Genomic DNA, 12,233 nt, shown 5'->3' with positions numbered 1-12,233 from the left:
CCTCAGCGCCGGGCTTTTTTGTCTGCCAGCTGCCAGAAACGCGCCAGATCGGTCGCCCGTGCGGACAGTTGCGCCGCCGCATCGCGGCAGGCCTGCTCCAAGCTGATCGGGCCCGGCGTGAGACTGAAGGCCGCGTCGATACCTACCTCGTACAGCCTCTGATAACCCTCACCAAGGCTACCGGCCAGCGCGATCACCGGCACCCCGGCGGCCTGGGCCACACGCGCCACCCCTACCGGGGTTTTGCCGTGCAGGCTCTGACCGTCCAGCCGGCCTTCACCGGTAATGGCCAAGTCGGCGCCCTGCATGGCCGCGGCCAGCCCCGACAGCTCGGCTACCAGCTCGATACCCGGTCGGAAGCCGGCGCCGAGTACCGCCCGGGCGGCAAAGCCCAGGCCACCGGCCGCACCGACACCCGGCACGTCGCGTACGTCCTCCCCCAGGGCAGCGGCCATGATGTCGGCATAATGCCCCAGCGCCCGGTCCAGCTGCTCGACCTGCTCAGGATTGGCACCTTTCTGCGGACCGAAAACATGGGAAGCACCGCGCGGGCCACAGAGCGGGTTATCCACATCCGCCGCCACCAGTATTTCAACATCAGCCAGGCGGGGGTCCAGGCCATCCAGCTCGATGCGATGCAGGTCGCCCAGCGCCGCGCCACCTGCTGCCAGCGGCTCACCAGCCGCGTCCAGCAAGCGTACCCCCAATGCCTGCAGCACCCCGGCGCCGCCGTCATTGGTGGCGCTACCGCCAATGCCCAGAATGATCCGCCGGGCACCGGCATCCAGCGCCGCCAGTATCAGTTCACCGGTGCCGTAGCTGGTGGTGATACGGGCATCACGCTGGGCCGGCTCGACCCAGTGCAGGCCACTGGCGGCCGCCATTTCGATCACTGCCTGACCATCTTCCAGCAAGCCCCAGTGGGCCTGCACCGGCTGGCCGAGCGGGCCGCGCACAGTCAGCTCGCGCCGCTCGCCCCCGCTGGCTGCCAATACCGCATCCACGGTACCTTCGCCGCCATCGGCCATGGGACACAGGCGGATATCCGCATCGGGATAGACTGTCTGCCAGCCCCGGGCAATGGCGCTGGCCACATCCTCGGCGCTGAGGCTTTCCTTGAACGAGTCGGGAGCGATTACCAGCTTCATCACAGCAGCACCAGGCTGAACAGCCACACGGTTATGATGCCGACGATACCCTGGATCAACGTGGCCATGGTTTGCGCCTGGTAAGCGGTCGCTACCTTCATGCGACTGAACTGGGTAACCACCCAGAAGAAGCTGTCATTGGCGTGGGATACGGTCATCGCACCGGCACCGATCGCCATGACCGTCAGTACCCGACCCATCTCGCTGTCCAGCCCCAGCTGACCGAGCAGCGGCGCAACCAAGGCCGAGGTGGTGACCAGGGAGACGGTACTGGAGCCCTGCGCGGTCTTCAGACCAGCGGCTACCAGGAACGGCATGAACAGGCCGATGCCCAGGGTCGACAGGGTCTGGCCCAGATAATCCCCCAGCGGCGTGGCGCTGAGCATGGTACCGAAGGCGCCACCGGCACCGGTGATCAGCAGGATCGGGGCCGCAGCTACCAACCCCTCGGTAACACGATCATGCAGCTCCTGACGCTTGTTATCCGACTTGAGCAGGGTACAGGCCAACGCCAGGCCAATCGCCAGCGCGAAGATCGGCTGACCGAGAAAGGTACCCAGCGTATACAGTGCACCTTCGCCCACCGGACGTGCCGGCAGATTGACCACCGTGCCCAGACAGATCAGGACAATCGGCACGAAGATGGGAGCAAAGGCCTTTACCGGGCTCGGCAGTTCACCGTAGCTGTCGCGCATCGCCTGGTAATCGTTGCTGTCCATGATCGGCGCGCCATCGTCTTCCAGTTCGATGTCCTTGCCGATAAAGCGATTGGCCCACAGCATACCGGCCATGGCAGTGATGAACGCCACCACCAGACCGACCAGGATCACCAGCCCGAGATTGGACTCCAGGCCCAGGTTACCGGCTGCGGCAATCGGGCCGGGGGTGGGCGGTACGAAGGTATGGGTCGCATACAGGCCGGTGGCCAGGGCCACACTCATCGCCACTACCGACACCTTCATCCGCGCGGCCAGGGCATTTTTCAACGAGTTGAGAATAACGTAGCCGGAGTCACAGAATACGGGAATCGATACAAGATAACCGATGATCGACACCGTTAGCGTCGGGAAACGCTCTCCGAGTAAGCGAATCACCGTTTCCGCCATGGTGATGGCGGCGCCGCTGCGCTCGAGCATCACCCCGATGATGGTGCCGAACACGATGACGATACCGATGTAACCGAGTATGCCGCCGAAGCCGCGGGTGATGTGCCCGGCGATCTCCAGGACCGGCAATTGGTAGGCGAAGCCGGCCAACAGCGCGGCTCCGAGCAGGGCCAGGAAGGGATGCAGTTTGAATCGCGTTGTCGCCAGGACGATAAAGACAATCAGTGCGATCAGAATCAGGACCAGACCCATTATCGTGTTTCCTATCTATGTGTTTGAAGTGGCAGTGCCTCGGCGGAATTAACAACTCCCCAGCCAAGGCGCGCCATTATTGGACATTTAGCCGCTACTGGACAGGCTTTGAATCATTCAAGCATGCCGCCTCGATACTGTCAGCCTTCGGCTTTCACCGCTGGTCGATCAGCTAAAGGGCTCCGCCAGCTGTTTGATCAAGGCCCGTTCCTCCCGCAAGAAGGCCAGGAAGGCTTCAGCCACCGGGCTCAGGCGCTTACCCCGGGCATGCACTGCACACCAGCTGCGAAACAGTGGCAGGTCGGTGAAATCCAGGCGCGCCAATTGGCCATTACGCAACCAGGGTGCGGCGCTATGCGCCGAGACCAAGCCGATACCCAGCCCGGCGATCGCCGATTGCACCACCGTTTCCCCCGAGCCCATCTGCATTACCCGCTGCAGATGCACCCGTTTCTGCTGGAAAAACTCGTCGCAGGCCTTGCGGACCCCCGAGCCGATTTCGCGCACCAGTACCATCTGCGACTCCAGCTCGGCCAGGCCAAGCTGCTGCCGCGCGGCCAGCGGATGATCCGGCGCCGCCACGGCGATCACCGGGTTGTTCAGGAACGGGAAGAAATCCAGCGCCCGATCCGCCGGTACCATCCCCACCAGCACCACATCATCGAGGTTGTCACGCAAACGGCGAATCACCTCCGCACGGGTGCTGACTTCCAGCCGGAAGCTAACCTCCGGGTGACGCTGGCGGAAGGCCGCCAGCAGGTGCGGGGTCAGATACTGGATGCTGCTCGCCACCGCCAGCCGCAACTCGCCATGCAGGGTGCCCTGCAGTGCGGACAGCTGCATGTCGAGGATTTCCAGCCGATTGAAGATATCGCCGCTGGCGGCCAGCAGGATGGTGGCGGCGTCGGTCAGATAGAGCTTGCGGCCCACGTATTCGAACAGCGGCTGCCCGACCAGCTCTTCCAGCTGGCGCATCTGCAGACTCACCGCCGGCTGGGTCAGCGCCATCTCCTCGGCCGTTCGGCTATAGGACAAGGTGGCACACAGACTGCGGAATACCTGGAGCTGGCGCAGTGTTATCCGGTGCAATTCTTTGCGCATCGAACCTCTCCGCTGATGTTGGATAGGCAATATATTAGTAATTACTTATAAGTAATCCAACAAATACTCATTTTTAATCATTCATGCTGCGGTTGTATGTTGAGTTCACCCCCGATCACCCAACAGAGGAAAGGGATGTGATCAAGAAAATCCTGATTGCCAACCGTGGCGAGATTGCTGTCCGCATCGTCCGCGCCTGCGCGGAAATGGGCATTCGCTCGGTGGCCATCCATTCGGATGCGGACCGCTATGCGCTGCATGTCAAACGCGCCGATGAGTCCTATAACGTCGGCAGCGACCCCCTGGCCGGCTACCTGAACGCCCGGCAACTGGTCAACCTGGCGGTCGAGACCGGCTGCGATGCACTGCACCCCGGCTACGGCTTCCTGTCGGAAAATGCCGAACTGGCGCGCATTTGCAGCGAACGGGGGATCAAATTTATCGGTCCCTCGGCCGAGGTGATCGCCCGCATGGGTGACAAGACCGAAGCGCGGCGCAGCATGATTGCCGCTGGAGTGCCGGTAACCCCGGGCACCGAGGGCAACCTGAAGGATTTGCAGGAAGCGCTGAGCGAGGCGGACCGGGTCGGCTATCCGGTGATGCTCAAGGCCACTTCGGGTGGCGGCGGGCGTGGCATCCGCCGTTGCAACAGCAAGGAAGAGCTGGAGCAGGCCTGGCCGCGGGTGATATCCGAAGCGACCAAGGCTTTCGGCAGCGCCGATGTGTTTCTGGAAAAATGCATCGTCAATCCCAAGCACATCGAAGCCCAGGTGCTGGCTGACAGCTTCGGCAACACCGTGCACTTGTACGAACGTGACTGCTCGATCCAGCGCCGCAACCAGAAGCTGATCGAGATCGCCCCCAGCCCGCAGCTGACGCCCGAGCAGCGCGCCTATATCGGTGACCTGGCAGTGCGTGCGGCCCAGGCAGTGGGTTACGAGAACGCCGGTACCGTGGAATTTCTGCTGGCGGACAATGAAGTCTATTTCATGGAGATGAACACTCGGGTGCAGGTGGAACACACCATCACCGAGCAGATCACCGGGATCGACATCGTCCGCGAGCAGATCCGCATCGCCTCCGGCCTGCCCCTGTCAGTCAAGCAGGAAGATATCGAGCACCGCGGCTACGCCATCCAGTTTCGTATCAACGCCGAGGACCCGAAGAACGACTTTCTTCCCTCCTTCGGCAAGATCACCCGCTATTACGCCCCGGGTGGCCCGGGTGTACGGGTGGATACGGCGATCTACACCGGTTACACCATTCCGCCCTACTACGATTCCATGTGCCTGAAGCTGATCGTCTGGGCGAATAACTGGGAAGACGCCATGGACCGTGGTTACCGGGCACTGGATGACATGCATCTGCATGGGGTCAAGACCACCGAGCTATATTATCAACAGATCCTCAAGAATCCGGATTTTCGCAGCGGCGTCTTCAATACCAGCTTTGTCGACACCCATCCGGAGCTGACCAACTACTCGACCAAGAACAAACCCGAAGCCCTGGCCCTGGCCATCGCCGGCGCCATCGCCGCTTACGCCGGACTTTGATTTTGCGCCGCAAGCCAGACGCTTGCCGCCGATGAGGAATGCACCATGAGCAAGAAACGCATCAACGTTACCGATACCATCCTGCGCGATGCCCACCAGTCGCTGCTGGCCACGCGCATGCGCACCGAAGATATGCTGCCGATCTGTCCGAAACTGGACCAGGTAGGCTACTGGTCGCTGGAAGTCTGGGGCGGCGCCACCTTCGACGCCTGTGTGCGCTTCCTCAAGGAAGACCCCTGGGAACGCCTGCGCCAGCTGCGCACCGCGCTGCCCAACACCCGTTTGCAGATGCTGCTGCGCGGTCAGAACCTGCTCGGCTACCGCCACTACAGCGATGACGTGGTCCGCGCCTTCGTCGCCAAGGCCGCAGTCAATGGCATCGATGTGTTCCGCATCTTCGATGCGATGAACGATGTGCGTAACCTGCGTACCGCCATCTCCGCCGTCAAGGCCGCGGGCAAGCATGCCCAGGGCACCATCTGCTATACCACCAGCCCGGTGCATACGGTTGAGCTGTTCGTCGAGCAGGCCAAGACCCTGGAAGCCATGGGTGTTGACTCCCTGGCGGTGAAAGACATGGCCGGTCTGCTGACCCCGTTCGCCACTGGCGAACTGGTCGAAGCGCTAAAAGCGGCTACCAGCCTGCCGGTGTTCATTCACTCCCATGACACCGCCGGCCTGGCTGCCATGTGTCAGCTCAAGGCCATCGAGTGCGGTGCGGACAATATCGATACCGCCATCGGCTCCATGGCCTGGGGTACCAGCCATCCGGGTACCGAATCCATGGTCGCGGCGCTCAAGGGCACACCCTATGACACCGGCCTGGATCTGGAGCTGATTCAGGAAATCAGCATGTACTTCATGGAAGTACGCAAGAAATACCACCAGTTCGAAAGCCCCTTCACCGGTGTGGATACCCGGGTGCAGATCAACCAGGTACCGGGCGGCATGATGTCCAACCTGGCCAACCAGCTGAAGGAACAGGGCGCGCTGAATCGTATTCAGGACGTATTCGATGAAATCCCGCGGGTGCGCGCCGACCTCGGTTATCCGCCACTGGTGACACCGACGTCGCAGATCGTGGGCACTCAGGCGGTATTCAACGTGCTGGCCGGCGAGCGCTACAAGACCATTACCAACGAGGTGAAACTCTACCTGCAGGGTCGCTACGGTCAGGCGCCCGGCACCATCAACCCGGATGTGCAGGTGCGCGCCATCGGTGACGAGAGCGTGATCGACGTGCGCCCGGCGGATCTGCTGAAACCGGAAATGGATCGCCTGCGCAATGAAATCGGCAATCTGGCGAAAAGCGAAGAAGACGTGCTGACCTTCGCCATGTTCCCCGATATCGGGCGCAAGTTCCTCGAAGAACGCGCCGCTGGCACCCTGGAACCGGAAGTGCTGCTGCCGATTCCGGATGGCGACAGCAAACCACTCGCTGCCGAAGGCGTGGCGACCGAGTTCATGATTGACGTTCACGGTGAAAGTTACCGTATCGATATCACCGGTGTGGGCGTCAAAGGGGACGGCACTCGCCATTTCTACCTGAGCGTGGATGGCATGCCGGAAGAAGTTGTCCTCGAAGAGCTCAATCAATTCGTCGGCGGCGCTGGCGGCAAGAGCCGCGAACGCGCCAGCAAACCCGGCCATGTCACGACCAGTATGCCCGGCAATGTGGTCGATGTGCTGGTGGCCGAAGGCGACAAGGTCAAGGCCGGCCAGGCGGTGCTCATCAGCGAAGCGATGAAGATGGAAAGCGAGATCCAGGCGGCAATCGACGGCACCGTCAAGGCCGTGCATGTAGCCAAGGGTGATCGCGTCAACCCAGGTGAGATATTGATTGAGATCGAGGCCTGAGCATAGCGGGGGGCCGGCAGGCTCCCCGCTCATACCGAACCAGCGAGCGTAAGCCATGCCCTACAAAAAACTGAAAAGTGCTGATGATGACAATGCCCTGCAACAGATCATTGACGGCTACATGCACTTCCATGAAGAGGTATACCCCCAGCAGGAAGAACTGTTCAGGAAACTCGCTTTCGAGCAGACCCCCAAGGCGATGTTCATCACCTGCGCCGACTCACGTGTAGTGCCCGAACTGATTACCCAGAGTTCGCCCGGTGATCTGTTCGTCACCCGCAACGTCGGCAACGTCGTCCCCCCCTACGGCCAGATGATGGGTGGCGTCTCCACCGCCATCGAATATGCGGTAGTAGCGCTGGGCGTCAAGCACGTCATCATCTGTGGTCATTCCGATTGCGGCGCGATGAAAGCCGTGCTGGACCCTTCCCAGCTGAAAGGTATGCCCACGGTAAAAGCCTGGCTGCAGCATTCGGAAGTAGCCAAGATCGTAGTCGAGGAAAATTGTGGCTGCGCCGATCACACTACCCTCGGCATTCTCACCGAGGAAAACGTGGTTGCCCAACTCGGTCACCTGGCCACCCATCCTTCGGTCGCTTCACGCCTGGCCCGCGGCGATCTGTTCATCCACGGTTGGGTGTACGATATCGAAACCAGCCAGATCCGCGCCTACGATACCGAGAAAGGCGAGTTCCGCCGGATCGGTGATGGTCCGCTGCCGATGGCGACGCCGCGCCCGCGTTACTGACGAACGTCGGCTGGTCCGTCGCCCGCTTTGGGTTATAATCGCGGATCACGGCCACCTGGCCTGTATTCTTTTTCGAGCCACGCCTATGCGTGGCTTTGTTTTTCGTCATCAAGAGGCACGACAATGACCGCACTGGTTGGCGTGATCATGGGCTCCAAGTCCGACTGGTCTACCATGAGCCACACGGCAGACATGCTGGAGCAGCTGGGTATCCCCTACGAAGTGAAGGTGGTATCTGCGCACCGCACCCCCGATCTGCTGTTCGACTATGCCGAACAGGCCGCCGGGCGCGGCATCGAGGTGATTATCGCTGGCGCGGGTGGCGCTGCGCACCTGCCTGGCATGTGTGCGGCCAAGACTCACCTGCCGGTACTCGGCGTGCCGGTGCAGTCGTCCATGCTATCGGGCGTCGACTCGCTGCTATCGATCGTGCAGATGCCGGCTGGCGTGCCTGTGGCTACTTTGGCCATCGGCAAGGCCGGGGCGGTCAACGCAGCGCTGCTGTCAGCAAGTATTCTTGGTGGCCGCCATCCGCAATATCATCAGGCCTTGCAGGATTTCCGTAGCCGGCAGACCGATACCGTGCTGGATAATCCGGACCCACGTCAGGTTTGAGGAAGCAATCATGAAAATCGGCATCATCGGTGGTGGTCAACTCGGACGCATGCTGGCTCTGGCGGGTACGCCACTGGGTCAGCAGTTCGCCTTTCTCGATCCGGCACCGGACGCCTGCGCCGCCGCCCTGGGCGAGCATCTCTGCGCAGCCTATGACGATCGCGAGCAGCTGCGCCAGTTGGCCGAAGATGCCGACGTGGTGACCTTCGAATTCGAGAGCGTGCCGGCGGAAACCGTGGCCTTTCTCGAGCAACATGTGCCGGTATTTCCCAATGCAGAGTCGCTGCGCATCGCCCGCGATCGCTGGTTCGAGAAGTCCATGTTCCGGGAACTGGGCATCCCCACGCCCGAGTTTGCCGACATCCAGTGCCAGGCTGATCTGAATAATGCTGTGCAGAATATCGGCCTGCCCGCCGTGCTGAAGACCCGCACTCTGGGGTATGACGGCAAGGGTCAGAAACTGTTGCGCCAACCGGAAGATGTCATCGACGCCTTCGCCGAACTGGGCAGCGTGCCCTGCATTCTGGAAGGCTTCGTGCCTTTTACCGGTGAAGTCTCGCTGGTCGCCGTGCGCAGCCGCGATGGCGATACCCGCTGCTACCCGCTGGTGCACAACACCCACGAGCAAGGCATTCTGCGACTGTCGGTCGCCAGTACCGAGCATCCCTTGCAGGCCCAGGCGGAGAACTACGCCGGGCGCGTGCTGGACAAGCTGAATTACGTCGGCGTGCTGGCCTTCGAGTTCTTCGAGGTGGATGGTGGCCTGAAGGCCAACGAGATCGCCCCGCGGGTGCATAACTCCGGTCACTGGACTATCGAAGGGGCCGAGTGCAGTCAGTTCGAGAACCATCTGCGGGCCATTGCCGGCCTGCCGTTGGGTTCCACCGCCAAGGTGGGTGAAAGCGCCATGCTCAACTTCATCGGCGAGGTACCGGCAGTGGCCAAGGTCACCGCCATTCCCGACTGCCACCTGCATCACTATGGCAAAGAGTTCAAGCCCGGACGCAAGGTCGGTCATGCCACCCTGCGCTGCACCGATGCTGCCGTGTTGCAGTCACGTATCGCCGAGGTCCAGGCCCTGATCGATTGATCCGGGCCTGTTATCGGGAGGTCCTCATGCGGCATCTGTTAATCACCTTGGCGTTGCTTTTCCCCATTCTGGCAATGGCTGCTCCACGCACCGTGGACTGGCTGGACCTGCTGCCCGAGGAAGATTATCAGGCCATGCTCGACATGCCCGAGATCAGCCATGATTGGGGCACCGAGGCTCCCGGCGACTTCTCCAACAGCCTGCGCTCGTCCGATCGCAACCTGCCCGAAGTGATGTATTCCACCCGTGTAGTCGGGGAAATGGACGGTCAGCATATCGAGCTGGGCGGCTACCCGGTCCCGCTGGAAACCGATGAGCAGGGCCGCTACATCAGTTTCTTCCTGGTGCCCTATCCCGGCGCCTGCATTCACGTCCCGCCACCGCCGCCGAACCAGATCATCCTGGTCGAGTACCCAAGCGGTCTCGCCATCCGGGATATCTACCAGCCGCTGTTGCTCACCGGCACTCTGCGGGTAGCCCAGACCAGCAATGAATTAGCCGATGCCAGTTACCGGATGCGCGCCGACAAGGTAGTCAGTTACCCCGGCGGATAACCCTGGCTTTGCGCTATCGCCCACACGGGTGAGCGCTCTGGAACGGGCATTCCGTTAAGCTCACGGCCCTCAGCTAAGCATGCAACGGAGGCAGGATGGGGCTTTTCACAGGGGTGGTGATACTGGTGTTGCTGGCAGGTTGGTTTACCCACAGCTGGTTGCTCGACCGGCCTGTCCCGCAACGGCAGGCAGTGCCCATGGAGGCAGATATCTATCGCGTCGGTGAGGCCTTCATTGCCCGCCGCCGTAGCCAGAACCCGGTATCTTCCGTGGTGGTCATGCATGGCTTTCTGGAAAACCCGTTGTACTTCACCCGCTATTACCAAGACCCCAGTATTGAGCTGATCATGCTCACCAGCGCTGGCTATCACCTGCCGTTGCAGACCCCGGTGTTCCAGCAACCACCGTGGAAAGCTACTCCCGCACTGGCCACCGGCACCATCGTCGGTGATGCACAGGTGCTCAATTTGGCATTGGAGCATCTGGTCACTACGACCAATGTGCGCGTACACGGACATTCTCGCGGCGGCGCTGTGGTGCTGGAAGCCGCGCGTCAGCGGCCTGAGCTATTCGAACCGGTCGAGGTGATCCTGGAAGCGCCGGTCCTCCCTCAGGGGCAGCTCTACCAACCGACATCAAAAATAGTCCATTGGCTGATGCCGCTGGTTCATCTACTATGGCAACACAAGCCAGCCGGGATTCTGCGCAGCCCCATCTGGGGGCCGCTGGATGACAGCTTCAAGCGCGAGCTGATCCTGGCCATGCCGTTCAACCCACGGCGCAGCCGGGTGTTGATGACCAATACCAGGGATATCGCTGACTGGATGACCAACACCGGGCCGGATATCTATCGTCACGTCAGACGTGGCGCAGTGCTGGTACCGGGCCGGGATCGTGTCTTGCAGAGCGAGGCCATGCTGGACAGCGCCCGGCAGGCTGAAAACCTGCAGATCATCGAAGTGCCTGACGGCAGCCACTTCGTTTTGCTGGACAATCCTGAGGCAATACCGCCCTTGATCCGGAACTGACGATGTCCTATAGCTTCGAGCCGATTGGTGTTATGCACTCCTGTTTCGCCGAGAAGTTCGCCATTCCCCGCCAACCGCAGTTGGCCCCCGCCGCGCGGGGTATGCTCGAACTCTTCGCGCCCTATGACAAACCCGAAGCAGTAGCCGGACTGGAAGGTGTCAGCCACCTCTGGCTACTGTTCGTGTTCCATGCCGCCGCCTCGGGCGAACAGCATGTGCGGGTGCGGCCGCCCCGCTTGGGTGGCAACAAGCGCATCGGGGTATTTGCCAGCCGCTCCACCCATAGACCCAATCCCATCGGTCAATCCGTAGTCAGGCTGGAAGGCATCGAGCCGGGACGGCTGTTGGTGTCCGGCATCGATCTGCTGGATGGCACGCCGATCCTGGATATCAAACCCTATGTGCCCTATGCCGATGCCCTCGGTGACGCCCGCAATTCGCTGGCCGAATCCGCCCCGGCCCAGCTGCTGGTGGAGTGGTCCGCACCAGCCCTGCTGCAGGCCCGCGAGCAGGCGCAGCGCCTGCAGCAGCCGGTTCAGGAACTGATCGAACAATGCCTGGCACAGGACCCCAAGCCCGCCTATCAGCGGCCGGATGCGGACCGCGAGTATGGGGTACGCTTCTGGGATATCAATGTCCGCTGGCATTATCCACAGGCGGATCGCATTCGCGTACTGGCCGTGGAGCCCGTGGCATGATCGATCTGGGGCATGTAGCACTGATGATGCTGGCTGCCGGCATCGGCGCCTGGATCTGGCGGGGCCTGGGATTGCGGGATCAGGCGCTGCGCCTGGTACGTCAGCATTGCGTACGGACCAATGTGCAACTGCTGGACGAAAGCATTGCGCTCAATCGCCTGCGTCTTGGGCGTGGGCGTCATGGCCGGCCGGGACTGATTCGCCGGTACGGTTTCGAGTTCACCGTGACCGGCGAACGGCGCTATCCCGGCTTTATTGAAATGCATGGCGGGATGCTGCTGAAGATCGAGCTGGCTCCGCATCCCTTTCCCGGCGAAGGACCTGGGCCGGACGATCCGCCACGCCGAGACAACGTGCATTATTTACAGTAACGGTTATCAAAACCCGCTTCCCATATTCCTTTTAGTTCCACGTGGAACACCACTGTGCCCCCGCTTGCGGGCGATCATGCGGAGGCATTAAGGTAGCCGTTTCATCCAGGAC

Annotated in this window: 12 protein-coding genes; 9 read left to right on the top strand and 3 right to left on the bottom strand. The window is 61.5% G+C overall.

Annotation, left to right across the window (positions count from 1 at the left end):
- Positions 1–2: 2 nt before the first annotated feature.
- From DHB74_RS11575 to DHB74_RS11565, 3 genes are all read right to left on the bottom strand, one after another.
- Positions 3–1,148 (bottom strand): glycerate kinase, encoded by a 1,146-nt coding sequence (locus tag DHB74_RS11575; protein ID WP_499161512.1) that lies wholly within the window; start codon positions 1,146–1,148, stop codon positions 3–5.
- Positions 1,148–2,506: a GntP family permease gene (locus tag DHB74_RS11570; protein ID WP_499161511.1), complete on the bottom strand. Its 1,359-nt coding sequence runs from the start codon at positions 2,504–2,506 to the stop codon at positions 1,148–1,150. Before DHB74_RS11570 ends, DHB74_RS11575 begins: the two co-directional genes overlap by 1 nt.
- Positions 2,507–2,674: 168 nt before the next feature.
- Entirely contained in the window at positions 2,675–3,607 is a 933-nt protein-coding gene (locus tag DHB74_RS11565) for a LysR family transcriptional regulator (RefSeq protein WP_074778996.1), read from the bottom strand.
- Positions 3,608–3,744: 137 nt separating this feature from the next.
- Between DHB74_RS11565 and DHB74_RS11560 the strand changes: the two genes are divergently transcribed.
- The 9 genes from DHB74_RS11560 to DHB74_RS11520 all read left to right on the top strand — a co-directional run bounded on the left by DHB74_RS11560 (position 3,745) and on the right by DHB74_RS11520 (position 12,121).
- Positions 3,745–5,160 (top strand): acetyl-CoA carboxylase biotin carboxylase subunit, encoded by a 1,416-nt coding sequence (locus tag DHB74_RS11560; RefSeq protein ID WP_074778998.1) that lies wholly within the window; start codon positions 3,745–3,747, stop codon positions 5,158–5,160.
- A gap of 45 nt (positions 5,161–5,205) precedes the next feature.
- Positions 5,206–7,017, top strand: coding sequence for a sodium-extruding oxaloacetate decarboxylase subunit alpha (gene oadA / locus DHB74_RS11555; RefSeq protein WP_136868580.1), 1,812 nt, complete (start codon positions 5,206–5,208; stop codon positions 7,015–7,017).
- A gap of 121 nt (positions 7,018–7,138) precedes the next feature.
- Positions 7,139–7,765 carry a carbonic anhydrase gene (locus DHB74_RS11550; RefSeq protein WP_499161595.1) on the top strand — a complete coding sequence of 209 codons (627 nt, stop codon included), beginning with the start codon at positions 7,139–7,141 and terminating at the stop codon, positions 7,763–7,765.
- Between the two features lie 123 nt (positions 7,766–7,888).
- On the top strand, positions 7,889–8,380 hold the full coding sequence (gene purE / locus DHB74_RS11545; protein ID WP_036991646.1) for a 5-(carboxyamino)imidazole ribonucleotide mutase: 492 nt from the start codon (positions 7,889–7,891) through the stop codon (positions 8,378–8,380).
- Between the two features lie 10 nt (positions 8,381–8,390).
- Complete coding sequence (locus DHB74_RS11540; protein WP_136868579.1) at positions 8,391–9,470, top strand: 5-(carboxyamino)imidazole ribonucleotide synthase; 1,080 nt, start codon at positions 8,391–8,393, stop codon at positions 9,468–9,470.
- Between the two features lie 26 nt (positions 9,471–9,496).
- A complete protein-coding gene (locus DHB74_RS11535) occupies positions 9,497–10,024 on the top strand; it encodes a DUF3299 domain-containing protein (RefSeq protein ID WP_136868578.1) in 528 nt (175 codons plus the stop codon).
- Positions 10,025–10,119: 95 nt separating this feature from the next.
- Positions 10,120–11,052, top strand: a complete 933-nt coding sequence (locus tag DHB74_RS11530) for an alpha/beta hydrolase (protein WP_499161509.1) — start codon at positions 10,120–10,122, stop codon at positions 11,050–11,052.
- Between the two features lie 2 nt (positions 11,053–11,054).
- Positions 11,055–11,750 carry a tRNA (N6-threonylcarbamoyladenosine(37)-N6)-methyltransferase TrmO gene (gene tsaA, locus DHB74_RS11525; protein WP_036991637.1) on the top strand — a complete coding sequence of 232 codons (696 nt, stop codon included), beginning with the start codon at positions 11,055–11,057 and terminating at the stop codon, positions 11,748–11,750.
- Positions 11,747–12,121, top strand: coding sequence for a DUF3301 domain-containing protein (locus DHB74_RS11520; protein WP_036991636.1), 375 nt, complete (start codon positions 11,747–11,749; stop codon positions 12,119–12,121). The genes tsaA and DHB74_RS11520 overlap by 4 nt, the downstream gene beginning before the upstream one ends.
- Positions 12,122–12,233 lie beyond the last annotated feature (112 nt).

Origin of the sequence: Pseudomonas sp. G11-1 (assembly GCF_024031555.1) — a bacterium.
In the GTDB taxonomy this organism is placed as follows: domain Bacteria; phylum Pseudomonadota; class Gammaproteobacteria; order Pseudomonadales; family Pseudomonadaceae; genus Halopseudomonas; species Halopseudomonas bauzanensis.
Note: the sequence above shows the minus strand (reverse complement) of the source record. Positions and strands in the feature narration are given on the sequence as shown.

Coding starts and splice junctions, on each gene's coding strand:
- DHB74_RS11575 (WP_499161512.1), bottom strand. CDS start 1,148: ATGAAGCTGGTAATCGCTCCCGACTCGTTCAAGGAAAGCCTCAGCGCC.
- DHB74_RS11570 (WP_499161511.1), bottom strand. CDS start 2,506: ATGGGTCTGGTCCTGATTCTGATCGCACTGATTGTCTTTATCGTCCTG.
- DHB74_RS11565 (WP_074778996.1), bottom strand. CDS start 3,607: ATGCGCAAAGAATTGCACCGGATAACACTGCGCCAGCTCCAGGTATTC.
- oadA (WP_136868580.1), top strand. CDS start 5,206: ATGAGCAAGAAACGCATCAACGTTACCGATACCATCCTGCGCGATGCC.
- DHB74_RS11550 (WP_499161595.1), top strand. CDS start 7,139: ATGCACTTCCATGAAGAGGTATACCCCCAGCAGGAAGAACTGTTCAGG.
- purE (WP_036991646.1), top strand. CDS start 7,889: ATGACCGCACTGGTTGGCGTGATCATGGGCTCCAAGTCCGACTGGTCT.
- DHB74_RS11540 (WP_136868579.1), top strand. CDS start 8,391: ATGAAAATCGGCATCATCGGTGGTGGTCAACTCGGACGCATGCTGGCT.
- DHB74_RS11535 (WP_136868578.1), top strand. CDS start 9,497: ATGCGGCATCTGTTAATCACCTTGGCGTTGCTTTTCCCCATTCTGGCA.
- DHB74_RS11530 (WP_499161509.1), top strand. CDS start 10,120: ATGGGGCTTTTCACAGGGGTGGTGATACTGGTGTTGCTGGCAGGTTGG.
- tsaA (WP_036991637.1), top strand. CDS start 11,055: ATGTCCTATAGCTTCGAGCCGATTGGTGTTATGCACTCCTGTTTCGCC.
- DHB74_RS11520 (WP_036991636.1), top strand. CDS start 11,747: ATGATCGATCTGGGGCATGTAGCACTGATGATGCTGGCTGCCGGCATC.